The 26593-nt window shown below is 42.0% G+C and carries 25 protein-coding genes; 3 read left to right on the top strand and 22 right to left on the bottom strand.

Going from position 1 to position 26593, the window contains the following annotated elements; genetic code table 11:
- The first annotated feature begins 240 nt into the window (after window positions 1-240).
- Window positions 241-600 carry a helix-turn-helix domain-containing protein gene (locus ACP8HI_RS02110; protein ID WP_438349502.1) on the top strand — a complete coding sequence of 120 codons (360 nt, stop codon included), beginning with the start codon at window positions 241-243 and terminating at the stop codon, window positions 598-600.
- A 1-nt stretch (window position 601) separates the two neighbouring features.
- Here ACP8HI_RS02110 and ACP8HI_RS02105 read toward each other — a convergent pair whose 3' ends face one another.
- The 21 genes from ACP8HI_RS02105 to ACP8HI_RS02005 all read right to left on the bottom strand — a co-directional run bounded on the left by ACP8HI_RS02105 (window position 602) and on the right by ACP8HI_RS02005 (window position 24663).
- On the bottom strand, window positions 602-1531 hold the full coding sequence (locus ACP8HI_RS02105) for a hypothetical protein (protein WP_438349501.1): 930 nt from the start codon (window positions 1529-1531) through the stop codon (window positions 602-604).
- Window positions 1532-1590: 59 nt separating this feature from the next.
- The gene (locus ACP8HI_RS02100) at window positions 1591-2256 is read right to left on the bottom strand and encodes a hypothetical protein (RefSeq protein ID WP_438349500.1); all 666 of its coding nucleotides are present in this window, start codon (window positions 2254-2256) and stop codon (window positions 1591-1593) included.
- 114 nt (window positions 2257-2370) lie between these two features.
- Entirely contained in the window at window positions 2371-5898 is a 3528-nt protein-coding gene (locus ACP8HI_RS02095; RefSeq protein WP_438349499.1) for a hypothetical protein, read from the bottom strand.
- A 39-nt stretch (window positions 5899-5937) separates the two neighbouring features.
- Window positions 5938-7272: a UDP-glucose dehydrogenase family protein gene (locus ACP8HI_RS02090; protein WP_438349498.1), complete on the bottom strand. Its 1335-nt coding sequence runs from the start codon at window positions 7270-7272 to the stop codon at window positions 5938-5940.
- A gap of 286 nt (window positions 7273-7558) precedes the next feature.
- A complete protein-coding gene (locus tag ACP8HI_RS02085; protein WP_438349497.1) occupies window positions 7559-8929 on the bottom strand; it encodes a sugar phosphate nucleotidyltransferase in 1371 nt (456 codons plus the stop codon).
- Window positions 8930-9125: 196 nt separating this feature from the next.
- A complete protein-coding gene (locus ACP8HI_RS02080) occupies window positions 9126-10160 on the bottom strand; it encodes a polysaccharide pyruvyl transferase family protein (protein ID WP_438351680.1) in 1035 nt (344 codons plus the stop codon).
- Window positions 10161-10167: 7 nt separating this feature from the next.
- Window positions 10168-11520 carry an oligosaccharide flippase family protein gene (locus tag ACP8HI_RS02075; protein WP_438349496.1) on the bottom strand — a complete coding sequence of 451 codons (1353 nt, stop codon included), beginning with the start codon at window positions 11518-11520 and terminating at the stop codon, window positions 10168-10170.
- 9 nt (window positions 11521-11529) lie between these two features.
- A complete protein-coding gene (locus tag ACP8HI_RS02070) occupies window positions 11530-12429 on the bottom strand; it encodes a glycosyltransferase (RefSeq protein ID WP_438349495.1) in 900 nt (299 codons plus the stop codon).
- A 6-nt stretch (window positions 12430-12435) separates the two neighbouring features.
- Complete coding sequence (locus ACP8HI_RS02065) at window positions 12436-13464, bottom strand: glycosyltransferase family 4 protein (RefSeq protein ID WP_438349494.1); 1029 nt, start codon at window positions 13462-13464, stop codon at window positions 12436-12438.
- Between the two features lie 27 nt (window positions 13465-13491).
- Window positions 13492-14034 carry an acyltransferase gene (locus tag ACP8HI_RS02060; protein WP_438349493.1) on the bottom strand — a complete coding sequence of 181 codons (543 nt, stop codon included), beginning with the start codon at window positions 14032-14034 and terminating at the stop codon, window positions 13492-13494.
- Between the two features lie 51 nt (window positions 14035-14085).
- Window positions 14086-14349 (bottom strand): DapH/DapD/GlmU-related protein, encoded by a 264-nt coding sequence (locus tag ACP8HI_RS02055; protein ID WP_438351679.1) that lies wholly within the window; start codon window positions 14347-14349, stop codon window positions 14086-14088.
- A 313-nt stretch (window positions 14350-14662) separates the two neighbouring features.
- Window positions 14663-15784, bottom strand: coding sequence for a glycosyltransferase (locus tag ACP8HI_RS02050; RefSeq protein WP_438349492.1), 1122 nt, complete (start codon window positions 15782-15784; stop codon window positions 14663-14665).
- On the bottom strand, window positions 15785-16954 hold the full coding sequence (locus ACP8HI_RS02045) for a glycosyltransferase family 4 protein (RefSeq protein WP_438349491.1): 1170 nt from the start codon (window positions 16952-16954) through the stop codon (window positions 15785-15787). It abuts the gene before it with no gap.
- Window positions 16951-18345: a hypothetical protein gene (locus ACP8HI_RS02040; RefSeq protein ID WP_438349490.1), complete on the bottom strand. Its 1395-nt coding sequence runs from the start codon at window positions 18343-18345 to the stop codon at window positions 16951-16953. Before ACP8HI_RS02040 ends, ACP8HI_RS02045 begins: the two co-directional genes overlap by 4 nt.
- Window positions 18346-18364: 19 nt before the next feature.
- Window positions 18365-19480 carry a glycosyltransferase gene (locus ACP8HI_RS02035; RefSeq protein WP_438349489.1) on the bottom strand — a complete coding sequence of 372 codons (1116 nt, stop codon included), beginning with the start codon at window positions 19478-19480 and terminating at the stop codon, window positions 18365-18367.
- Window positions 19481-19502: 22 nt separating this feature from the next.
- Complete coding sequence (locus tag ACP8HI_RS02030) at window positions 19503-20192, bottom strand: sugar transferase (protein ID WP_438349488.1); 690 nt, start codon at window positions 20190-20192, stop codon at window positions 19503-19505.
- A gap of 1 nt (window position 20193) precedes the next feature.
- A complete protein-coding gene (gene galU / locus ACP8HI_RS02025) occupies window positions 20194-21096 on the bottom strand; it encodes a UTP--glucose-1-phosphate uridylyltransferase GalU (RefSeq protein ID WP_438349487.1) in 903 nt (300 codons plus the stop codon).
- A 226-nt stretch (window positions 21097-21322) separates the two neighbouring features.
- A complete protein-coding gene (locus ACP8HI_RS02020) occupies window positions 21323-22015 on the bottom strand; it encodes a CpsD/CapB family tyrosine-protein kinase (RefSeq protein ID WP_438349486.1) in 693 nt (230 codons plus the stop codon).
- The gene (locus ACP8HI_RS02015) at window positions 21996-22745 is read right to left on the bottom strand and encodes a YveK family protein (RefSeq protein WP_438349485.1); all 750 of its coding nucleotides are present in this window, start codon (window positions 22743-22745) and stop codon (window positions 21996-21998) included. Before ACP8HI_RS02015 ends, ACP8HI_RS02020 begins: the two co-directional genes overlap by 20 nt.
- 259 nt (window positions 22746-23004) lie before the next feature.
- Window positions 23005-23292, bottom strand: a complete 288-nt coding sequence (locus ACP8HI_RS02010; RefSeq protein ID WP_438349484.1) for a hypothetical protein — start codon at window positions 23290-23292, stop codon at window positions 23005-23007.
- Window positions 23293-23877: 585 nt separating this feature from the next.
- Window positions 23878-24663 (bottom strand): tyrosine-protein phosphatase, encoded by a 786-nt coding sequence (locus ACP8HI_RS02005; RefSeq protein ID WP_438349483.1) that lies wholly within the window; start codon window positions 24661-24663, stop codon window positions 23878-23880.
- 196 nt (window positions 24664-24859) lie between these two features.
- Here ACP8HI_RS02005 and ACP8HI_RS02000 point away from each other — a divergent pair, with 196 nt between their 5' ends.
- Window positions 24860-25366 carry a DUF3231 family protein gene (locus ACP8HI_RS02000; RefSeq protein WP_438349482.1) on the top strand — a complete coding sequence of 169 codons (507 nt, stop codon included), beginning with the start codon at window positions 24860-24862 and terminating at the stop codon, window positions 25364-25366.
- A 154-nt stretch (window positions 25367-25520) separates the two neighbouring features.
- A complete protein-coding gene (locus ACP8HI_RS01995; RefSeq protein ID WP_438351678.1) occupies window positions 25521-25673 on the top strand; it encodes a DUF418 domain-containing protein in 153 nt (50 codons plus the stop codon).
- Window positions 25674-25689: 16 nt separating this feature from the next.
- Here ACP8HI_RS01995 and ACP8HI_RS01990 read toward each other — a convergent pair whose 3' ends face one another.
- Window positions 25690-26214 carry a DUF4241 domain-containing protein gene (locus ACP8HI_RS01990; RefSeq protein WP_438349481.1) on the bottom strand — a complete coding sequence of 175 codons (525 nt, stop codon included), beginning with the start codon at window positions 26212-26214 and terminating at the stop codon, window positions 25690-25692.
- Window positions 26215-26593: the final 379 nt, after the last annotated feature.

The raw sequence follows: 26593 nt of genomic DNA, 5'->3' as shown, positions 1-26593 counted from the left end.
TGAATCATCGGTAGCGTTATCGGTAACGTTTCCAATGCTTGGTTATAATCTAACATATCGTCTTATTGTTTGCAATATGTTTTTCAAAAAATCATTATCTCTTTATTACATTAATTCCATTTTTACGTTGTGCACACAATTGATGAACATGCTATAATTATGATTCCATTTACTAGGAGTGGATTTAAGCGTATCTTAACTTAGCGGAAAAATATACTGTATCGTTGGAAGGGGGGGCGGATGATGTTCGCAAAGCGACTAAAGCAGTTGCGCAAACAGAGGAAATTAACCATGCAGGAAGTTGCCGATTACGTTGGGGTTGCAAAGAGTACGTATGCAGGGTATGAATCTGGATACCGCCAACCGACGTTAGAATCCATTCAAACCATATCCCGAAAATTGCGCACGTCTGCAGATTATCTTTTGGGGCTTACAGATTACCCTGAGCCACCTGAAAAACTAAATCATAATGCAAAGGAATATTTAAATTACGAGAAGCTTCACTGGGACGGTGTTCCTTTAGATCAGGACGATCTCGAATTGATTCGTAACTTGCTTGAACGTGTGCTCCGAGACCGTCCTTTACCAAAGGATGAATGACTTATCCTCCCATTAATTGCTGTAGCTTCGCTTCCGACTCCTTTTTAAGATTCGCCTTTAAAGCGTTATATGAGTTTCTCCACTCCTCAATAACTTTTTCTGACACTGAGTCATCATTGGCGTTGTTCATTTGTTCTTGAAATGAATCTCCACATTTGGATTCTGCAGTTGCAATCTCCTTCGTTAGTTTCTCTCTCCATTCCTGAATATTGACGGGATTCCTCATATCGAGTTGCTGGGAACTCATCTCCGCTCCACTTAGTACAACATTCATATCCTTCGTACACTTCGCATGAATCTTTATGATCTCTTGTTCATATTTCTGTGCTTGATTTACTGCAGGTTCGACTTGTTTCATGCTCGTCATCGGAGTCTGTGCATTTGAATTCGTCGGACTTTGCTCATCTGACTTCGTCGGGCTTTGCTCATCTAACTTCGTCGGACTTTGCTCATCTGGCTTCGTTGGGCTTTGCTCCTCTAACTTCGTCGGGCTTTGTGTGTTCGAGCGCATCGGGCTTGACGTATCTGGTTTCGTTAGAGTTTGTTTGTCAGATTTCGTGACTGTTTGGTCCGGTGGGTTCGGGACATCTGTAAATGGCGATAATTCTGTGTTCTTCTCCCGTTCATCATTGGCTGTCACTGTAGAATCCATGGGCTTGATCTCGTCTATCGCTGACGGCTGTTCGTTCGCCTGTATATCTATTAATCCTTCAGAGTCTGCAATAAAGAGTGCCTCTTCATTCTGTAGTATTTGCTGGCTCTGCTCCTTCACATTGGCATCTGCAATGATTGCTTTCTCTGAAGTTTCACTCCAATACAAGCCTCCCCACACACAAAGTAATATAAGGGTGAGGGAAGCTAAAATCACTACAGGAGCATCTTTTTTATAGATCCGACGTCTTCTCTTCCTGCCTTTACGTTGTTTTCCCATCGTTATTGTTACACCGCCTTTTCATGAAATGTATGAGGTGTAGCTTCACGTGCATAAGATTATGGTTGCAAGTTCAGCTCACGTTTGGCCTCATCATACGTTTTCCCTTTGCTAATCCCATATTTCTTGGCCATTTTCGATAGTTTATTATAGTCATCAGATGATAGAGTTGTTAGAAGTAGCTCTTTTGCTTCTCGCTTTTCTGCTACAGTCAGACCTCCTTTGGCCAATTCCCATAGTTTCTCCGAACTCGATCTGTCTAAATTACTTGCCATGATGGAAATAATGTTGGCTTTATCCCCTGCAGTTAAGCTTTCTTGCACATGATTCACCTGTTGATCCGATACGGTCCCAGTAGGCTGACTAGAGTTATTAACCTCCACGCCTTTGTCATTCACTTTATCTTGATCCTTCTCTTGCACTTTCTCTTTCTCTTTTACCTTATCATTCTCTTGTGTGACACCTGTCTGCTGTTCAGGCGAATCTTTCTCACTCTCTACCACCGATTGCTTGTCATGACTAGCAACTGACTCATCTAAATCTTTCAGAGGCAAAGGATCTTCTTGCAGAGTATCAGTAACTCTCCATGTCTCCTCTGTTTCAGAAGTAAAGACATCCATCAATTTCAATACTGTATAATCAGCTATAAACAAACCGCAAAAACCTATGACGAGGACAATCCCCAAGCACCATATGATCCGTTTCAGGCGTTTTCCACTCTTCATAAATGATCCGCCTTTCCATACAACCGTCTATTTCAAACTATTAATTACTACTAAGTAAATAATATAAATAGAGACCAGCCCCCTTCTAAAGTGAGAAAGAGGGCTGGTCTCTATTTAAAAATTACGTAAATCGTTAAAAATAAGATTCATTATCTTTTTAGCATGATTTTTTGCGTTGTTGATCGCTTTATCTTTCACTGCAATAGATATATTTTCTACTTTGTTAATTTTCTCAACACTTTCATTACGAGTTTTGATTACCTCTGTTAATAGATCTATTTTCACAAAGTCATCCGTGGCAGAAGTAAGTCTTATTGAGATATCATCCATTTGTTCCTTTAGAGACTCAACGATTCTTTTCACTTCAGCTTCTGGGTCAATAATTCCATCTCCATTAACAACCTTGATCTCTTGTTTGAAGATCACTTTAGAACTACCGCCGAAATAATTGCTAAGTGTTGCTTGAATAACAACCGTTCCTTCCAACACCTTTTTCGAAATGGTTACTTTCCCATTTGAGTCTACCTTAACATCCTTACTGCCAGATACCTTCTTCCATTTCAAGCTAGACGAAGGAAGTTCTACTCCAAGCACTGCCAAACCATACACATGCTGGCGTCCGCTATCTGTTATTTCCACGGTTGCTTCAGCACTGATTCGAATATAGGCTGTAGACATTGCTTTGATTGCCGGTTCATCATGTTTTAGTTTGGACTTAAATTTAAGAACCATGGAGGCCATATCTGCCGGCTTGACGCCAAGTTTGTACATGGCTTCACTCCACGCGTAGCCTTGCGTGTCGGATAGAACGGTAGCCAACGCTTCACTTTTGACTGCTGTCAGCCCATTCTTATTCTTTAATAACTTAGTAAATTCTTTAGAATCCATAGCTGCCATACGATCAAGCATCGTTCCTTCAACTCCTCGGTTCTCGCCAGCATCACCGAACATCAGAATGAGGAAGTCATCGATCGTAAGAGTTGTAACTCCGCCAGTCTTCGCGATCGTGTCCAATGTCGCTTGGAATTTCGGATTTGTCCGGATCGCTTCAAGCTGGGATGCATCAGGATCGTATTGAATCGAACCAACGGCTTTCATAATCTCGAATAAGCCTTTCTTCAGTTCTGCTTTATTAGCAGTAGCAGGAAGCTTAGCCTCAATCGGCTTCCATATCGGATCGATTAATGCTAGATCTTTCGTAACGCTAAGCCCCGTAATCTCATCCCGAAGCTTACGAACAGCCTTTATATCCGAAGTGCCCCCTTCCACAAGTGCAGTACGTAGCAGATTCATCCGCTCTAGGAATTGCTCAGCTGGGAAGATATTTCCTTCCTCCTCCAGAGCTGTTAACGTCACTTCTTTCTCAAAAATAACTCTGGAAGATGTTTCATTAACAAGCTTTGCCTGAATAACTGCCGTAGCACTTGCTACACCTCTTGGAATCGTAACTGAGCCATTCGGCAGCACAGTCACATCTTCGCTTCCCGAAGCTTTACTCCAAGTCAGCACCGCAGCTGGAACGTCAACTCCGAATACCTTTAGGCTATAATCATGCTGACGACCGTCCTCGCTTATTGTTTCCGTTGCAGATGCTTCTGCACGTATATAGGCAATAGTTATAGCGTAACTAGCTGGCTCATAATTCTGCAACTTAACCTGTAAGCCTAGCAAGGTCAATCCTAGATCCTGTGGCGTAACGCCTAATGAACTTAAAATAGCACTCAGCTTATAACCTGTAGTATCGCTAAATAAATCCTTCATCGCTTGAAGCTTCAGTGCTGTCATTTCTTGCTTATTACTAAGCAGGCTAAGCAGTTCGATGGAGCTCATGCTCGCAAGTTTTTCCCGAACGATACCTTCAATACCTTTATGAGCCTCCCCATCACCGAACATAAACATTAGAAAATCATCTATGACTAGATTAGAATTGCCACTAGCTGCTGCAATTGTCTTCAACGTCGCTCGGTATTCAGGGTTCGTCCGAATCGCCTCAAGCTCCGTTGCCTTTGGATCATATTGGATGGATCCGACAGCCTTAATCAATTGGAAGAAACTCGCCTTCAGCTTCGTTTTATCAACAGAAGCCGGTAGTTTGGTCGCAATTTTATTCCATACCGGGTCGATCAACGCTTGATCTAAGACGACATCAAGCCCGAGAATTTCATCCCGTAAGCTTTGAACTGCCTTAAGATCCGTCGGATCTCCTGCTCTGAGCGCCTCTTGTAATTTGTTCATACGCTGAAGGAACTGCTCCGCAGGGAACTCTGTTTCTTCTTCTTTAACAGTTGCGGTTAAAGTCACTTCTTTCTCAAAAATAACTTTAGCTGCTCCTCCATAGGGATTCATCAGCTTCGCTTGGATAACAGCTGAGGCACTTTCAACACCCTCCGGAATGGTCACAACTCCAGCGGTAGTTACCTTTACATCGTTGCTACCAGAGACTTTACTCCACTGCAACACCAGACCCGGAATATCTACGTTGGAGACCCTTAAGCTATACGTATGTTTTAGTCCATCCTCACTTATCTTAGCTGTTTCCTTCGTGACCGTGCGGAGATAGGCTACGGTCATCGCATTGATTGCCGGTTCATCCTTTTGCAATGTAACTTGGAAGCCTTGAATCATCGATCTGATATCTTGCGGTGTAATATTTAATTTATTAAAAATCGAGCTAACTGTGTAATCATCCGTTGCACTGAGCAGCTTGTCCGTTGATTGAAGGAGGACCGCAGTAATTCCTTGCTTATTACCTAGTAAGCTTATTAATTCCTGCAACGACATCTTTTGAATCTCACTACTTATGGTCCCTTCTATACCCTTTCGGCTATCGCCATCACCGAACATAAACACGAGAAGATCAACTATATTTACAGTCTCACCAGCGCCAGATGCGGCTGCGATCGTGTTTAGCGTTGTCCGGAATTCAGGATTCGTACGAATCGCTTCCAGTTCTGTCGCTCCGGAGTCATAACGTATTGATCCTATAGCTTTGACGAGACGGAATAAGTTGACCTTGAGCTCCGCTTGATTAACAGACTCCGGGAGTTTCACGCTTATTTTATTCCAGATTGGATCAATCAGATTCAGGTGCGTGGATTCATCGAGCCCGTTGATTTCATCGCGTAGATCTCTTACATCCTGTACATCTGACGGATCACCCGCTGCGAGTGCGGCATTTAGCGCATTCATACGCTCTAAGAAAACACTCGACGGTAGATCCGCTCGCACGGCACCCAGCTCCTCCGTATCTTCAATGGGGATACTAGGCGGTAACACGTCTTCCGCAGCTTCCAATCTCTCCTTAAGCTCTTCAAAAACGCTCGGCGGTAGTAGCGACTGCGCGGCGTTCAGCTCATTCATAAGCTCTAAGAAAATGCCTGGGTGTAGCTCCGTTCTTGCAGCTTCCAGCCTACTCTTAAAGTCTAAGAATACACTTGGCGGCAACTTCGATTCCGCCGCGTTCAGTTCGTTCATAAGCTCTTGGAATAAGCTCGGTGATAGACCCGAATCCGCAGCACTAGCAACATGAACTATACCCAACTTTTGTGCCAAACCCTTCTGACTAAGTGGTAATCCTCCAAGCGATGCAGTAAGCATAGATACAGTAAGAGCAGATACGGTCATTTTTTTTCTAAATGTCATGTTATTCACCTCTATCATAGATTTGGGTCTTACATTAAATTAAAGGACGGGCATGGGCTGTTTCACGCCTTGATTTAAGCTAGGACGGCCAACTGAATAATAAATGAAATCAGTACCTAATAAATGCTCTTCGTTAAATACATTTCGTCCATCAATAAGGATGGGTCTCTTCAATACCGATTGCAGCTGTACGAGATCAACCTCAGCAAATTCATCCCATTCTGTGAGTAAGCAAAGCGCATCCGCCCCTTGAGCGGTTTCCATCGCATCATTGCACCATTCCACGCCATCCTTACCAAATAGAGCGCGGAAGTTGTCCATTGCAATCGGGTCATAGGCTTTTACTTTAACCCCGTTATCAACCAAATGCTGAATGATCTCCAAAGCTGGCGAATCGCGTACGTCATCGGTATTCGGCTTGAATGCTAATCCCCACACTGCGACCGTCTTCCCTTTCAACTCACCCTCAAAAATCGCCCCAAGCTTCCGAATAACGTTAAATCGCTGATCCCGATTTACTTCTACAACCGAACGTAGTAGCTTGAATTCGTAATCGACATTACCGGCGATTTGAATGAGTGCACTTGTATCCTTGGGAAAACAAGAGCCTCCATAGCCAATACCGGCCTTCAAAAATGATGGGCCTATCCGTTTGTCATAGCCCATTCCTTCCGCGACCTTCGTCACATCTGCACCGACTTTCTCACAGATGTTAGCAATCTCGTTAATGAATGAAATCTTCGTTGCAAGAAAGGCGTTCGATGCATATTTAATCATTTCTGCGCTCCGAATATCCGTCACGACAATCTGTTCCGTCAATGGCTTATGCAACTGAGTCATGGTGTCCGCTGCATCTTGAGAATCAGCTCCGATAATGATTCGATCGGGATGCAGCGTATCTTGGATTGCTGAGCCTTCCCGTAGAAACTCCGGCAGTGAGATGGAGTCAAATGGTTTATTCGTCTGGGTTCGAATCAATGCTCCCAGTCTCTCATTCGTTCCGACTGGCACCGTGCTCTTCACAGCGATGATCTTATAACTGTTCATTGCGGCTGCAACTTCAAGTGCTGCTTCATCAATATAATCGAGATTCGCTTCGCCATTAGGCAATGGGGGTGTTCCAACGGCTAGTATGATAATGTCCGATTGTGTTACAGCGCTGAGCAAATCGGTCGTAAAGGAAAGTCTGCCCTTCGTACGATTCGCCGCAGCCAATTCCTTCAGACCCGGCTCATAGATGGGAATCCCTCCGGCGTTCAACATTTCAATCTTGGAAATGTCTTTATCTACGCAGATAACCTGATTCCCGAGCTCTGCATAACAGATGCCTGATACAAGCCCGACATAGCCGGTTCCGATAACCGTAATTTTCATTCTCATCGCTCCTTCATGAAATTCATTCATTTATGCTTCAAACCCAAACCTATTACATGAAAATCGTGGTGTTAAGAAGATCGCTACGGTGACGGATTATTCTTACGATCGCTGTTGCCCTCAGATTTCTTGATTGTATACCGCCTATAGCGGTTGAAATCCAAGGGCAAAGGCGAACGCTAGCGCTTCTACAGAACAATTCCGTCCTCTTCGCTACGATCAGCATCATCCATTCTTTTCTGCAATCACTTATATTGTTTTAGAGCCTCTTTATTCATATATTTATTCATACGCTACATAATTGCATGATCTCGTTCCAATCAAAAGCAAGGCGGACGATATCCTCTTCGATAAGCTCTGTTCCAGTCTGTATCTCGATAATGTCCATTTCTGTTTCCGCCCGCAGGCTATGCCTAGTGTCCTTGGATATCACCAAGACATCGCCTGAATTTACTGATAAATGCTTGCCGTTAAGAACCATTTCCCCATGACCGGATACGACCGTCCACACCTCATCCCTAAGCGAGTGGTATTGGTAGCTTAAATTCTGACCGGGTGAGACACAGATTCGTTTCGTCAACACTTCTTTTCCATCCGGATATTTCAAATAATCAAGCACACGATAACGTCCCCAGCGCCGCTCCTCATACATAGGTCTTTGATCCGAATGCTTCATTACTTCTTTGATCATTGGGCTTGATGCCTTGTCTGACACCAGAATGCCATCCGGACTAGCGGCTACGACCACGTTAGATAAATTAATCAGTGTAATCGGAATATCAAGTTCATTAATGACATGTGTATTGTGAGAGTCACCAGCAATAATCCCTTTACCGATTAGCGAAGTTTCGATCTCCTCCGTTAGCGTGTTCCACGTTCCAAGATCCTTCCATTCGCCAGCATAAGGTAGTGCTACAATATGACCTGCTTTCTCCACAACCTCATAGTCGAAGCTATTCTTCGGAAGCTTGCTATAATGCCTGGACATCTCGTCATAATGGATCGGGTAATTATTCTCAATCAATATGTTAATGAGGAAATCGAGCTTAAATGCAAAAACACCGCAGTTCCAAAGCGCAGCCTGCTGTATCATGGCTACCGCTTCTTCCTCGCGGGGTTTCTCTCTGAAGCTATGAACGGTTACATAAGGATCTTCCACTTGGGTACCCTTGTTCGGAACGATATAACCGTATTTCTCTGATGGATACGTTGGCTTCACACCCATAAGCGCCAAGTCCGCCCCAGATTCGTTCAGAATCAACTCAAGCTCCTTCGTCTTATGAAAGAACGATTCATTCACGTAAGGATCGACCGGCATAACGACAATCGTCTCATTTAAGCTGACTCCTTGTATTGAATATAAATAAGTTGCTGCCAGTGCAATCGCTGGAAAAGTATCTCTTCTTTCCGGTTCGACGATAATTTCAATCTCGTTACCTAGCTGGCTCTGAATCATCTCAACTTGTGGTTTACTGGTTGCGATATATGCATGCTCACTTAGGCCGGCCTTGGTTATTTGACCCCAAACTCGCTGTACCATCGACTCCCGCTCACCAACATCATTGCGTAGCACCTTCAAAAATTGCTTAGATCGTGACTCGTTCGACAAGGGCCATAGCCGCTTGCCTGAACCTCCTGAAAGAAGAACAATTTTCATGTGGAACCCTCCTAAAAGTTTTGTATAATGATTTACTTCCTGATATAACTTCATACAAAACTCGTTTCGGAAGCATATGCCTAAGTTTTGTTTAATGATATCGCTTCCTGTTATTTCTTCTAACAAAACTTGCTTCGGGAGCATATACCTAAGTTTTGTATAATGATTTACTTCCTGATATTGCTTCTAACAAAACTCACTTCGAAAGCATAGAGTTAACTTTGTTGATCAACGTTTCTTGATATATTTTTGATACAAAATTAACCTCGTGAGGCTTGGCTTCATAGGGTTGGTTATCCACGACAAGTTGAGCTGTTTTGATTCCGCTCGTCCAGGTGTAGTAGTAATTAGAATTTTTACCGTATGAATTATCCAATAGCGTATTGGGCTTGTCCATCAAGCAGGCTAGTATATGACCATGCAACCTTGATGTCTGCACGTTGTGATATCCGCTGAATCGTTTAACCGCTTTATTCACTAAATAATCTGAATAGTTCCCCCAAATAACTTGCATAGGAAGAGGTCCACTGCCTTTTCTCATCATTCGTACAATCAGGTTAATCGACTTTTTCTCGTATCGGTTATACAAGGACGTCCAATCTAAGTAATCTCCACGTCCGTTCAATTCTAGCTGCTCCTGCTCTTTCGTCTTCTCGATGTCAGTACGGAAGAAATATAATAGGTCCTTGTCTGGGCTACTCTTTGGCATAATCGGCCATAACTGGTGCGCCATATCTGGCGATAAATAGACACTGCATTCATGAAATTTCTCGGATGCCTTATCGTGGGATAAGGTGTCTCGAACATAGAGGTGGACATCCTTATGCTTGTTGAAAACTTCAGCCGTTCGATCGAATTCCGACTCTTTAGTATAAAAAATAGTCTGTGGTAGAATAACAACCCGGTTGTGAGGATAGTCAGTAATGATCTTCTCACGTAGCTTTTGATGCACAGGATATAGGTCCCCGAAATTCCCTCCGCCATGAAGAACGATAATGTGGTCTTTCGAAATCTTCAGTTTGTCTGGAAAATCTAGTACGCTGTAACGCGCTTCAACGCGGATATTGTATTCCTTAAAGAAAGCCTCCGTACCTTTCATGATCAGTAGATCTCCGCCGTTACTATGAACGGGATAATCAATATAATATATGCTCGAACCCTGTGGGATCACACTCAGAATCTGGCTAAGTTGTTTCTTCAATCCGTCCATGGGATGAACATTCGGTTTCATTTGCAAGTCAGCCCACTCCTTTACTTTTTGTTTTATCTTTAATCCGCTCTATTAGAAAATGAAAATCGTTCTTATCAAACAACATCCCTCTCATCTTCACCTGAAAGACAATTCGCATCGCCGCCATTGTGACCACCAAACGGATAATCGCACCAATTAGTAAAGCAAGCGCAATGCCGTTCAGTCCATACAGCGGAGTGAACACGAAGAATAACCCAATGGTTACTGCTAATGCGATAAGCTGTCTAACTAGTACGAGTCCGGGTCGTCCCATCGCATTAAACGAAGAGGCTAGTATCCAAGAACCGCCACCGAGAATGCACTCGAACGACAGCAGATAGAATGCTCCGCTTGCCTCGAGGAATGGTGCTCCGAACAGTACCCCCATTAGATAACGACCCACGAACATACTTGGTATGACGACGATCGTCATCAGAAGCATGGACAATCGAAATGCCCGACCGACTGTCGCAATAATCTTGTCCTTATCCATACCCGTTACCTTGGGGAAGATAACATTCGTAATCGCCGTCTGCACAACGTTGAATACACGAGACAAGGCATAAACAACGGTATATAGTCCTAAATCTCTTGCAGTCAGCATCGAAAGTATGATGAGTTTATCGAATTGAGAATATAATGTCCCCAGTAGTTCTACACCGAATACTTTACTTCCATACCCGAACAATGCCTTGGCTGCTATCCTATTCCCCAAACCCTTGAACCAGTTGATTCGAAGCTCATCTCTTACGCTATACAAGGCCCATAGTATGACAAATACACTGGTTATAAGAAAAACCAGTGCAGCAGAATGAAGACTTAAATTTCCAACAGTCCAAAGTACGAGAAGTCCCATAAAGTTCAGCAATGGGAAATATAACCGAACACCGTTGTATACATTGAATTTGCCTGTGCTCTGTGCCAGCGCCGAGATTAGATTGATCGCGAGCAATATAGGTAGCATCAGTACTGTATACCATCTAGCGGTTTGAATAACGGATTCCGGATAATTTCCAAGCCATGTGGGTAGCCAGATCCAAGCGACAATGCCGACAATCAGGCTGACGGGTATTTGGAACAGGAAGCCTGCCCTTACGAAATGAGCTCCATTATCTTTGTGTTGCTTCATATTATATATAAGCGAGGTAGGAAGTCCGAATCCAACGAGCCCTGCAAGTAGCGTTGGCCAAAATAATATGGCCGAGAACTCCCCTTTACCTACGACTCCGAACATCCGCGCTGTTACAATAGAGGTCAAAGTACTAATGACCATAACCAGGAGATTAGTCGCGCTTGTGCGAAGAATCGTTTGTAGAAGTCCATTCCCCCTCCATGCTTTTTGAAATGCGAGTTGTGCCATTGCTTATGTTCAACCCCTACTGTTATAGCGCAAGATGCCCATAAGCGATCCATTGCGGTAACAAATTTTCATGATCTGCCGAATACATGTTTTGAAATGGAAGATGGAAAGCAGAGATGATAGGATCGCCAACAGCATTCGAATCGTATGCTTCACAACTACCAAAAGGCTTGTATCCTGACGTTTCACCGCATCGCTTACGCCTTGCCAGAACATTCGTTTCAAGAACCACTTCTTGGTCGTTCGCTCCTTCGCAATTTTGTGCTGAACAGATGCAAACGGTGTGTAATACACCTTATAGTTCTCGCGAAGCCTTGCGATCAGCTCACTTTCTTCACTAGACAACAGGTTGTTTCCGACCCGTCCTAAATCCTCGCGAAATGGCTTCATATGATGGAATATACTTGTCCGAAAGGCCACATTCGCACCATACGGAATGGAAGGAGATGGCATTTCCTTCACTACATTCGAATAATCGAGAATCGTAAATACGGAACGGTACTCCTTCGGAACCCAGTCCGGTTCCTGACTCTCCCAGATTGGATCAATTCGTCCACCGACACAGCCAATAGTCGGATTGCTTTCGAATACGTCCACAATTTGCTGCACCCACTGGCTTGAGGCCAACGCATCATCATCTAGAAATAGAATATATTCTCCTTGTGCTTCCTTAATCGCTCTGTTACGGGCAACAGATAGTCCAAGCTTTTGTTCGAGAATATACCTTATCCTTGATCCGTGTTGATGACATAGATCATGCACCACCTCAGCTGTATGATCACTCGATTGATTGTCGATCACGAGAATTTCAATGTCACTTTTATCGAAGTTCTGAGCAAGCACGCTTTCAATTGCCTCTCCTGTATCCTTTGCGCGGTTATGAGTACAAATGGCCACTGTCACCTTCATCGTTCATCACCCTCCCCGATAAACGTTTTTGATCTTTTGCGCAATGGCGCTCCACTCTAATTCCTTTAGCACTTCATCATACTTTGGAGCTTCTTGTTTTCCCTTAACGTTTAAGGCCTCTTTCATTGCGTTACCAAGTCCGTTCTCACTCATCGGATCATAGTGGACAACCATGTTTTCTTTGAAATATTCATGGATGAAATCATTGTCTGGCATAACAATCAGCTTCTGGAAAGAGAGTCCAAGTATCGCCGAACCGGAAGTCGTAATTTCTTTATAGGGCATCACCATCACATCCACGGTGTTAATCAGATCCGCGATCTCATCATTGGGGACGAAACGTATGTCCAGAATGATATTCCTCGTGTCCTTCACCTGCTGCAAATAGGACTCCATCTCACTGTCCGCTTTTCCTGCTATGATCAGGTAGGTTTGCTTCGTCTTGATTGTATTAAAGGCTTCGATTAAATCTTCGACCCCTTTATACGCAATGATTGCACCAAGAAATAAATATATTTCTGCGTTCTCACTAATATTATATTTCAGCCGAAAGTCTATTCCCTTCGACTTATACACGCCCAAGTAATGACCATGCTTCACTACGAATAGCTTGCTTTCTGGAACATTGAACTCCTTCATGACCTTCCTCTTGATGGATTCAGAGGCAACGATCAACTTGTTGCAGAATCGGCATATGATCGTTCTTATGAACCTCTCCATTCTCGGATACTTCACATGATGCGGATACAGATTATGAATCGTCCATACCAACTGTACGTTCCTCAGCTTCAAATACAGCATCGTCCATATAAAGATGAATGACTTCAAGATGAACACCAGCAGATTTCGATTCTGGTAAGCATGATGCATCCAGTGAATGTGGACAATATCCCCGGACTTCACTTGACCGACCTTCAACATCAACTTACCATGCCTCAAGTCCATAATGTCCATACCTGCTTCACATAACGAATCGGTTAATAAATCATTGTAGAAATTCAACTTACTTGATTTAGGCCACATCCATACTTTCATCTCTTTACTCTCCTACCCTTTCTAGAATTAAGTCCACCGGATATTCCTTTTAATCACCTTAGCCGGTATCCCTCCTACAAGTGAATAGGGTTCCACATCCTTCGTTACGACGGACCCAGCGGCAACTACAGCACCATTACCAATCGTAACTCCTTTTAGAATGGTAGATTTACAGCCGATCCATACTTCATCGCCAATGACGATGGGCTTCGTCGAAGACGTTCCTACGATTTCATGATAATCCGTATCCGAAATGACCACGTCCCATGAGATCGCGCAGCTTTTACCTATGGTAACCGAAGCCTTGGACATGACTTCTGTCCGACGATTGATGTAAGTACAATCACCAATAATGATTTCTGCCCCCGGCTGATCCAGATAGAAATTCACTTTGTCATAGAGCATGACCCTGTTGCCAATAATCAGCTTCGTATTACTGCATTTCGAAATGATATGAGAACCGGATACCTGGAGATGTGAACCACTTTTTGTCGTTCTGAACCGAAAGAGGAACCCTCTTAGTACACGATCTACTCTCTTGATGACATGCTTCACCTTGTTTAAGCTCAAGCGGATCCTCCTTTCTTGGCATAACCCGCTATTCTATCCCACCTTAATACTTCAGTTGTATCTGCGAATCCATTCATTCGGAACATTGATCTCACGGATAACCTTGGCAGGTGTACCCCCGACCAGTACATTGGCTGGAATATCGCGCGTTACGACACTACCTGCTGCAATCACAGCATTATGTCCAATCGTTACACCAGGTAAGATAAGCACCCCCCTACCAATCCAGACATTATCGGAAATAACAATGTCTTTACTATGGGATCGATCCTCCGTATCTACGGGATGAAAGTTCGTATCAATAATGTTAACCATTGGGCCTATGATCGTATTGCTACCGATCACAATGGATTGCGTGCAGCCAATATCTAAACCGTAGTTGAAAAACACGTTATCTCCCACCCACAGCTTGGCCTGCTTATCGACAGAAATGGATGATGGAAATGGCTTAGCATGAAAGGATACATTCCGTCCAACTATGAACTCGCCTTTATTTCTCACCGTTAGCTTACCTGCTATCCGGCCTAATCGACCTACAGAATTGGTCATGATCGGCAGAATGGCTGCTCCCTTCAGAACAGCGAGTATCTTGCCGATACTCAATTGGTTGTATGAGAACCCCATAGAATCATCTCACCACTCCCGACTTCAACTTCTTCGCCATTAATAATTGGTAGGTGTACTCTACCTTTCGAGCGATTGTATTCATATTGAAGTCATTGATTACGTTCGTATATCCTTGAATTGAAAGCTCCTTATGGTTAATAGCTTTGTCATAGACACGCTGAATCGTCTGATACAGCTCGTCCACATCCCCATCCTTTACAATAAATCCACCACCCGTTAGATGAATAATTTCAGGTGCCCCGCCAGAATCTGACACGATGACAGGCGTTTGCACGAGCAGAGATTCGATAATCACTCTTCCAAATGGCTCATTCAACGAGAAGTTAATCGTCAGATCGCATTCCTTCATCAGATCAAGTGGCTTTTTACTGTATCCATAAAAGATTATGTTCTCTTCTAAGCCATATTCACTGACCTTCTGGACCATATCATTGTAATACTTCTCTGATCCATCGACAGAGGTATCACCCACAATCAGCAGTTTCCAATTATACTTCTTATGATCAGCCAACTTCTTCACAGCCTCGATCACAAGATCGTATCTCTTCCACTCTACGATGCGCCCGAATGTCCCCATAATAAGCGTATCGTCTTCCATGAGACTTCGGCTCTTCATGTTTAAGGAAAGTTCGGGATCAACACCGTTATATATAATCGTCTTATTCGAACCCTGAATCGAATTCGCCACAAAGTGGGAGATACAAATAACCTGATCGAAAAATCGCGGCAACACCTGGTTGAACATCCGCAAATGGGTATAATCACGATGATGCCAAACCAATGTGCAATCGGTTAGAAACTTGAGCGGTGCAGTATACCATGGTGCCCGCCAGCCATTGGCATGAATAATATCAATATGATGTTTCTTTACGAATGCCCTGATGCGAAATACAGTTTCCAAATAGCCAAAACCTAGTTTCTTCTTAATGCTATTTAGTTGGAGTGGAAAGTGCTCATACTTTGTTCTGATTTCGCCTAGATATTCGGCATTCTTGGGACTTAATAAGAATATCCGATATTGTGACGTATCCAAATAATTTATTAAATGAATCAAACTTTGCTCAGCGCCACCCTTTTTCTCCGCATGGGTAACAAATAAGACCTGGATTCTCTCTTTAACCATTCACAACACCTGCTCCATTTGAACACTGACATTCAACGAATTTATGTAGCCTGTTAGCACTTTTTTGTGATCATAATGATTCCTTATATACTTCTGGGACGACTCTAGCAGTGCTTGGGCCTGAGCAGGATTATCGAACAACTGCTTCATGCTGTGATAGAATTCCTCTGGCTTGTCGGCAACCATAATGTGCTTGTTATGAACAAGCCCTGTGCCTTCATAACCAATGGAAGTCGAGATGACCGGTAAACCATTCTGGATCGCTTCGATGGTCTTGAGCTTCACACCAGCACCATTGCGCATCGGATTAACGAATAGATAACCACTACTGTAAATATCGTCCAGACTCTCCGGCGTATCATGTACAACGACATTCGTCATATCATAAGACTCGAGCCAACTTAAACTCTGTTTCCGACTATTCCCAGCTATAATAAATTTGTAATCGGTCTCCTTCAACATCAACGGATGAATATGCGCAAGATACCACTCAATCGCTTCACGATTATTTGGCATGAACAATGATCCAATAAATATGACATTTTTACTTTGAAACGTGTTCGCAAGAAAGGCATCTCTTGTGACTGGTGGAGGTAGAAATAAGCTTTTTGTTGCAGGATGTAGACTTTGAAAGATTTCAAATTCTTTATTGGAGATAAACAAATACTTGTCTACCTTCTGTATCATTCTCTTTTGCAAAGTCTTGAACTTCCAACTTTCCATATGGTAATAGAGCTTGTGAATTCTATTCTTGGTACTTCTAGCTAGCGCCTTGAAGTAAACCGCCTCATCGTTATGAACCCGTAAAATCACATTATTATGATTGATATGCGGGTTACTTAGAATGGGATACACATAATCACCTTCGAGCAGCACATAATCATAATCCTCATCGATATTAACGTATCGAAGTACGTTTCTTGATTGCACCTGCATAGGGATAACATATAGCAAATCTACCAGTTTACTTCGTCTCTCACACAGCTTGATGTCTTCGACATAGCGATATACCACTTTCATATCCGCGTCCGAAGGCATTTGTTTGCCACAAACGACAAGATGGATCTTCCATCCAAGCTCGGCTAGCACCTTAATTCTCCCCCATGTATCCACCCTGCCGCCATGATCGGCGGGATATGGAAAATCACTGCATACAACAAGCATTTTCATTGGTTAACCCCCGACATATTGGATTGGTTTACTTCATTCTTTCCTAGAAAAAAGCTGATAAAGGCAAATAGTAGCCATACCTCATACTTAATCTCAAGTGCTACAAAGAGCAGTGATAATAGGATAAACACGAGTGACAGAAACAGGATAGAGTTCGATTTCACTTTAATGATCAGATCTTTGGCTAACAGATAAAAGAATACGATAGAGAAAACCCCACCAAACATCACCCATTGGAAGAAACCCGATTTAACACCCAAATTCTTAACCGAACCTGAGTATTGCAATAACTCTCCCACATTAATCTGACTCATACCGAAGACGTTATAATAGAAACGGGACATCAATTGAATAGAGTAAGCTACATATTCATTGAAATACATGAGGTAGGCCCCAGTACCAACCCCCAACGGATGATGAAAGACGGTAGCAAGTGCGATAATGATCGTACCCATCCGCGTGTAGGATGATGTGTAATTCTCAATATCGTTACTAAAAGAACTAAACAAACCTGCTGAGAAATAAGCAATAAACAAATACATTGCCACGACAACCGCTATAAGCACAATAAAGTTTCTTTTCTTCCTAAAATTGAGAAATTTGATCATTGTCACGACCAACGTTAGCAGAATTACGATCAAGAACCCTTTCGATCCTGTAACGAATAAACAAAACAGAAAAAAACTAGTAGCATATACAATGGACAGCGTCTTAGCAACCGGGTTTAAATATTGAGAAAGATAGATAAGAATCGAAGAGTACACGACGATAATAGATCCCGTTGTGCTGCTCTCTGAAGTGAGTAACCTCACCCTCCAATAGGGATGACTTCCAGAATGCAAGAAGGTAAGGGCATTCGGCATACTGACCAATTCCACAATCATAATGATTACCAGAAGGCTCATCACCACAAGGAAACAGCTATATAGTAGCTTAAAACTGTTGATTCTTGTGAAGACAAGCTGCATGTGCCTGACATACAGCAAGATAACAACGAAATAAGTTAACACCTTTATCGCCTTACCAAGCAGGTTCTCGGATGCAAAGCTGTAATTGCCCTGCAGGAATTGAATAAGAATATAGACCATACTGATAAAGCTTAAATAGATAATAAAAGCAAACAAGTACTTCTGGAGCTTGGTCACATTCATCAGCTTCTTATATTTAGATAGCATCGCAATCTCGCAAAATATAAAAAGAGGGAATAACAATATAATAGGCGATCTTCCTATCTCACCAATGATATTAACGAGTGGAAAATCCTGATAGACCGTTAGAATTAGTAAGATAATAAGATAACATGCGAGAAAAACCTGATTCACACCCGATTTCTCGGGTAACTCTTTATTTGTCTTAGCCTCATGATTGCCAATTAAACTTACGTTCATCATCCCTTTCATCCCCATAGTACTAGACATATTTATTGACGGTTACGGGATACAAATCGCCTTGTTTCTTCAAAGCGTCCGCATATATTCGCTCGATTTGTTTGTTCATCTTATCTGAATGAAATTTCTCATAAAAGATCTTCTCTCCCGTTTCCCCCATCATTTCTAGCTTGTTTTTATTCAGACCTTGAATTATATTCGCCAACTCTTCCTTGTTGTCGAAGTCAAAGATATACCCGTTCACACCATGCTGGATAATTTCAGGAAGTGCACCGCGGTTGCTTGCGATAACCGGCTTCTTATTCCGTAATGCCTCAATGGCAACGATACCGAATCCTTCCCAGCGTGACGGAACGATAACAGCATCACATGCCCTTATATAACGGTCGATCTCTGAATTGTCCACCCAACCGATCTTTACAGCATTACTCGGATAATCATAATCAAATTCCTTCAATACGGTATCACCCACTAAATACAGAGTAACTTCCATGAATTGATGATCGTTAAATACCTCGAGTAACAAATCAAAACCTTTTTGTCGATCAAATCGACCTACATAAAGTAGATTAATCTTGTCCTTATTGACATTGAACGGCAATAAATGATTATCTGGTGCATCAGATACCCCGTTATAGACAACGACCGATTTCTTGGAAGACAAACCGTAGTTCATCGACATCTGATATTCATACTGCGAAATGTTAATAATGCAATCTGTCCGTAGTGACAGCAACCTCTCTATCCCTGCAAATACCTTCTTCTTCCAAGGCTGTGTGTCCATTAGAAAAGCCCATCCATGTGAACAATAAATCACGATGGGACGTTTTCTTTTCAACAAAAACAACGTTCGTAGGAAGAACCCTGCAAACGTTCCATGCACATGTACGATCTCCGGATTAATCTCTTTGATCATTCTTTGAATACATTGCATGGTTTTGATAAAATATTTTGGACTTCTTTTATAAGGGTATATATGCAATCGATCAGGATCGATTGCAAGTGAATCTAAGTTCGAATCCTGCTGCGATGCCATGAGATAAATATCATGGTTATCACATTGGTACTTCAATACTTCATGAAGATGGGTCTCAATACCGCCCTTTGTAAACTCTGAAATATGAAGGATTCTTGCCATTCTCTCCCCCTCCATTTCTTAGTTAGAATGCATCCTGGGAGCCAACCACGGCCTTCACCGTTCGGAACATAATCTTAATATCGAACCATATACATCTTTTCTCAATATATGAAATATCGAGATCAACCATCTCTTTGAAGCATAGATTATTCCTTCCACTAACCTGCCACAGCCCTGTGCAGCCTGGTATGACGGACAATCGCTTCTTGTCATAAGACGTATATTCCGCAACTTCTCTCGTAAGAGGAGGTCTCGGACCTACTAATGACATTTCTCCTCTAAGTACATTGAATAATTGTGGAAGTTCATCAATACTCATTTTTCGGATAAACCTTCCGACCTTCGTCACACGTGGATCTTCTTTCATTTTGAACATAGCACCGCTTATCTCGTTCTGATGTAGAAGATCCTTTAGTTTTTCTTCGGCATCACTATACATGGAACGAAGCTTGTACATTCGAAACAATCTCTCATTCTTGCCGACCCTCGTCTGATAGAAGAATGCTGAGCCTGAAGGATCTTCCCATTTAATTAATATAACGATAAAGGCAATCAGCGGACTTAATAAAATTAAACCTACCAACGCTCCGATGATATCAATCGTACGTTTGAGCATCGAATACAACGATAGACCTTCTTGCTCAGCCCATTTATTCGAATAGTAATCCGAGACACCTCTCACATATTCATCTCGATATTGTGTATACGTCATCTCAATCTCTCCTTCCAGCAACCAATTTTTTACCAACCTCACGATCCATTACTTCCTGAAGTCCCGACAACAGTTCGTGCCTAAGCTCATTATTTCGGAGTGCAAAGTCGATTGTCGTCATAATGAAACCGAGCTTCTCTCCAACATCATACCGAGTCCCTTGGAAATCGTAGGCGTAGACACCTTTATCCTCATTTAGCTTTTGAATTGCGTCGGTAAGCTGAATCTCACCACCTGCGCCTAACTCGTGTTTGCCTAAATATTCAAAGATATCAGGGGTAAGAATATAACGCCCCATAATAGCCAGATTAGAAGGTGCTTGTCCCTTCGGTGGTTTCTCCACGAAACGATTAACTTGATATAAGTTATCAATTCTTTCACCCGGATCTACAATTCCGTAACGATGCGTCTGATCCACACCTACCGTCTGAACACCGATAACCGAACGTCCGGTACGCTCATACTGCTCTATCAGTTGCTTGATGCATGGAACCTCGGCTTCCACAATATCATCTCCAAGGAGAACAGCGAACGGTTCATTGCCGATGAAATTACGTGCACACCAGACGGCATGTCCTAATCCTCTCGCTTCTTTTTGCCTTATATAATGAAGGTTCACATTGGATGACTTTCTGACTTTCTCGAGGATGTCGAGTTTCCCTTTTTCCAGTAAAATATGTTCAAGCTCAAATGCGATATCAAAGTGGTCCTCGATCGCCCGCTTCCCTTTACCCGTTACAACGATGATATCCTCAACTCCCGATTCAATAGCTTCTTCCACGATGTACTGGATGGTTGGCTTGTCAACAATGGGGAGCATTTCTTTGGGCATTGCTTTCGTTGCAGGTAAGAAGCGTGTACCTAGTCCAGCAGCAGGAATAATAGCTTTCGTTACTTTTTTCATTTTGATTTCACCCTATCCTATTTTTTTTATTCGCATTGTATTGAGTTTCTAAAAGTGCTATGTACAAATAAAACATAAAGGGCATTGAACCCTTCCTCACATCACACCCTTGACGAAGAACGTCTAAGGTCGGCTGACCCACAGCATGACCGAGTGTCTCCAGTGATAGAGGTGCAGGAGACATTACCTTCCTATTTATCTCGCCTATCATTAGGATGAACTGACGCTAAGCGTCGTTTCCTTCTCCGTAATAATAGGTATAGGAATCTGAATGTTTTCGATTAATGTTATTAAGAACAACGCCGATCAACTTGGCGTTCACATGCATAAGGGATGCTTTCGCTTTAAGCACCATTTCTTTCTTCACTTTCCCCGATTCAATGACAAGTACAACGCCATCACTTAAAGTCGCTACGATTTGAGCGTCTGTTACGGACAAGATAGGCGGGGTATCGATAATGATCACATCGTACATTCCCCTAATCGTGTCTAGCAGAGTAGCCATTTGTTTAGAAGACAGTAACTCTGATGGATTGGGTGGAGTAGGTCCAGCTTGAAGGATGGATAGGTTCTCCGTATTGGACTGTTGGATGATCTCACTTAACTCCTTCTGTTTAAACAAAGCAGTAGTTAATCCAATCCGATTGGACTTCCCAAAGATATGATGCTGCGATGGTTTCCGTAGATCCGCATCAATGAGCAGTACTTGTTTATTAGCTTGAGCGAAAGACACGGCTATATTCGCACTCGTCGTACTCTTCCCCTCATTCGGATTAGAAGAAGTGATCATAATGACTTGTAACTGTCGATCTAATGTCGAGAACTCGATATTGGTCCGGAGCATTCGGTATCCTTCAGAGATTGGCGATATTGGATTACTCTCCGTAATAAGGTTCCATTTAGGAATCAAGTGAGACATTGTTTTCCCTCCCAGTCGGTATCGGAGCGTTGTTGTTCCGATCCTCGAAGTCACTTTCTTTAAATCTTGGAATTGAAGTTAATACAGGAACCCCAAGCAGATTCTCAATATCTTCCTCCGTCTTCACCGTGTCATCCAAATAATCGAGTAGAAAGGAAATCCCTACGCCAAACATCAATGCCAACATGAATGCTACAGCAATATTGAGCTTCGCATTCGGTGCTACTGGGTCATGTGATTCTGTTGGATCGGCTTTATCCAAGACTGAAACATTGTCGACCTTCATCAGTTCAGGAATCTTCTGTTGAAATACGACTGCTACCGCGTTGGCGATATTCGCTGCCTTCTCATAGGAATTATCCCTGACAGATATGGACATGACTTGCGTTTCATTAACGGAACTCACGCTTACTTTGCCGATAAGCTCACCATGTGTCACTCCAAGCTCTGGATATTCCTTGACGACAATCTTCATCAATCGAGGTGTTTTGATAATTTCTTTATAAGTTTTAATCAGCCCAATCGTCGTGTTTATAGAGCCAAGGTCTATACTCGGTATCAGTGAGCTACTGTCCTTAGTCTGGTTGACGATTAATTTAGCGGAAGCATCGTACTGTGGTGTAATGAAGTAATAGGAATAGATGCCGATGGACAGACAACTTACCGCAATAATCAATACAATCAACAGCAACCTTCTTTTGACGATTAACCAGTATTGTTTCAATTCCACATTATTTCCTCCGAACTCATTCAAATTTGTATGTATTCTCAATACACTTTATTCATTTCGAATAACCTATTATATTTATTATTCATTTCGCGAACACGAAGGCGTGTTTTACCCATAGATGTATAAATCTCTATGAATAACTATTCCTGATGAATTGGTATAAGTATGTAGTTATTCAATTCGCGAATATTAGGGCACAGTTTTTCATAGAAACATTTAGAACAATACAATACCAGATGATTGATAACTATTTAGCTTCTTACTTCCATGTGTTCATGAAATGATCGATCGACCCGCCCTTCATGACGGATTCCATCAAATCTTCTGAATCGGCTTGAAGACCAATCCTCTTCAGTAGCAGCGATACTAGTTCTGCCATATCAATAGGTCCATCCTTCGGGCGATAACCTGTTAATATCAGATATTCAGATAATGATCTAGATTCTACAACATTATCCTGATTCAATAGTGTAGGATCTTCCGATAGTTTTTCCAAAAATCTCTTCAACTTGATCTTCTTCTGATTTCGATTCGTATCTGTATTCATTTACATCCTCCATTCATCAAATGGCGTTTATCTACATTGATTAATGGAACTTAGCCTTTCTTGTCTGCTACAATTTCAACATATGACAAAATCTTAACTATTGTATAAACAGTATGCCACAAAATGAATTAATTCTTGAGAGAATAAAGACATAGGAGCATTTAGATAATCTTACTCATTTTCAAAACTTTACCATAGGTATGTATTCCTAATCGTTGTGAAAATATGAAGATGTTTTTTCTGTTTTTAGCTCATAAAATGGGTAATGTTGTAATAAATTTGTTTTATTTAGTTTTTTTTGGTAGTTTACTATTTAGACTAATTCATATGTCACCAAAATCCGCTTCAACCCTTATGATATCTAGGATGTTTCATCATTAATGTTCTGTTGATATTTAGAAATATGGAGCAAATTAAGCTCTATTCATGTTCACTTTAGTTATTTGTAATACCCAAAACAGGGACTATTGGCCACCGTCCCAAAAAAAAAGAATGAAATGATATTTTTCGACATATTCCGCAACTTTTTTAGTCAAAAAAAGACCATGAATGTCCGAAAAAATCGGTTTTCTTGGTCTTAAAACGTTACTTTTTTGTGAAAAAGGGTAATAAACGATGCATAATTCGCTCCGACGAAGGCTTTAAATCTGGCATTGGACCAAAAGACTTATCTTCAATCACACACTGCGCGTTGTTTAGAAGATAGTTCTCCCATGGCTCCCCCATACGGTCCCGGATAACATCATAAGCTTCGCGTAGTTGAAATCCTCTGCGTACTACATGATGAGCATCCGATGAAACGATATGAATGAGTCCACTTCTGCATAACGACCATGCTGATTTCTCAATTTGTTTGCCAAAGCTACCAAGTAAGGAATGCGTTGTAACTTGCGCGAAGGCGCCTCTCTCAATGAGCTTGGCCAGCCTTTCTGGATGCTTCACAATTTCCGCATTTCGTTCAGGGTGAGCAATGATAGGCTTTAACTTCATAATATTCAGCTCGTGGATTAATTCATCCATCTCCTTCGGAATGACAGAGGATGGCATCTCAATCAGTACATAATTAGAATTACCCAGCGGAAGTAATTCCTTTCTGAACCAAGCTTCTACTAAATCGCTATGTATCCGAATTTCTTGTCCGGTCACAATAGTAACTGGAACTCCCTCAGCTATTAACCTCTCATTAACTTGACGGGTATGCTCCACAACTTTCTCTGCCACATTCATATATTTCCCATTGGCATGATGCGGTGTTGCAATGATCGTAGTAATACCCTCAGCTACAGCCGCTCTAGCCATATTCAATGTATCATCCCAGCTCGCAGCCCCATCATCAACGAAGGGGAGTATATGTGTATGAATATCTATCATATCAGCCCTCACTTCCTATAAAGGATTCGTACTTTTATCTTAAACGTATTTCATTAAGTATATCTAGTCAAGCGCTCCCTAATAGATCGCATGAGATATACCAACACTTTTAATAAATTTCATTCAAGATACATATTCACTTATTCTTTGGACATCATAAAGTTGATGTGAAATAAAATAGAAGGTGCGTGCATACATGGGTATTTTGAATGGCAATCCAAAAGATGAACCTCTGCATTACGGTGAGATATTTAGCATTTGGTCTGCTTCGATGGTTGCTAAAGGAGCTGTATCCTGCTACCAAGCCTATTTAAATCATGCTGGAGACAAGGATCTTAAGAAAGTGTTAGAAGCTCTAATTGATCAAGCCAAGCTGGAAATTAAGGAATGTGATAAATTGCTCACAGACAACGGAGTTGCTCCCGCTCCAACTATGCCAGATCGCCCTCAAGTGAAGATCGAAGACATCCCTGTAGGGGCAAGATTTGCTGACCCAGAAATAGCCGCTAAAATTGCAGCAGACACTTCTATTGGTTTGGTCGCTTGTAGCCAAGCGATGGGACAATGTATTCGAGAGGATGTCGCCGCATTATATGCCAAATATCATCTTACTATGGCTGCATTAGGAGCTAGAATACTTAAAATGAATAAAGAAAAAGGATGGCTCATTCCTCCCCCACTACAAGTGAACAAACCAGAGTAATCTCCAATTGGATACCATACAAGAAATCCCGCTCATTGAGTGGGATTTCTTGTAATGATTACTCTTGATGTTCTGCGCGGATTCGCGCTTCTAGGAATTATCTTTATTAATATTGAGCAAATAGTTCATGTGAACACAGACATGAGTCCCTTAGATCTCATACTATTCAAAGTGTCAGCTGTCGCGATCAGCCATTCTCATTCTTATCGCTCAAATGATTGGAAGCACACTCTGGTTACGACACTTCCCAATGGGACCTGTTGAATATATATGGCGTGTGGGAACATACGGTAGGATTAAATTGTAGGCAACTTGACTGGATTCTAGAATTCTGAAGACTTAAGAAATACAATCTTCACACCGACAATCTGATTCTGCTGATTAGTGGTCATATATGCCCCATAGGCACCGTCCCCCATACCTGTATGTGACACGACCCCGCCATCTAGAACTCCAGCTTCATGACCACTCTCGGTCATGTCACAACAAGATAAATACCAATCACTATCTGTATCCGCACTTATCTCCGGAGCATTGGAATCAGGGATTCGATACTTGTTAATATCAAAGATCCCTGCTTGCCCACTATCCACACCAACGATAAATGAACACTTTACCCATTCCAAATATTCTTCTTGTTCCGCAACCGAACTATGACAGGCTGTTAATTTGGAACAAGCTTCGCCCCAATCTCTCACTTCCGTCTTCTCCACTTGACCGACCCAAGTTCCATTTAACACATTGTCTAACACACCCATAATAATGGTTGCCGTATCTAGTTCATAACAAGGATCCGATACTACCAATTGGCCGGACGTAATTTCAAAATTACCTAATTGAATTAACATAAGAGTTCCTCCGATAGCTGTATGAGTTTTTTATAACTAGTAAAAACGGCTATGGTGTCCTTTTTCAAGGACGATATCCGTCTCTGCGGAAATATAATAATCGACCTTTTTAATCATACTATAAAACTAACAAAACACGCCTGTTCACTAACTGGATAATGGTGATCTTCCATAAACGTAATTACCAATGCTCCTTAAACTTAATAGTTGAATAGTTGCAGAAAGTACATTTATTTAGAAGAAAAGGTGAGGGCGAAAGGGAATAGTTGTAAAAAGTACAGTTATAGTTGGGGGAAAGGCGAAAAACGAGGTTTTCCCAGTAATTAGATGTAGGTTTTGCAATTAAAATAAGCTGCTGAGTCATTAAGTCGAATTTAGT

It is taken from the genome of Paenibacillus sp. FA6 (assembly GCF_051550225.1).
In the GTDB taxonomy this organism is placed as follows: Bacteria; Bacillota; Bacilli; order Paenibacillales; family Paenibacillaceae; genus Paenibacillus_AQ.
The sequence above is the reverse complement of the archived record's forward strand: the minus strand, read 5'-3'. Positions and strand labels throughout refer to the sequence as shown.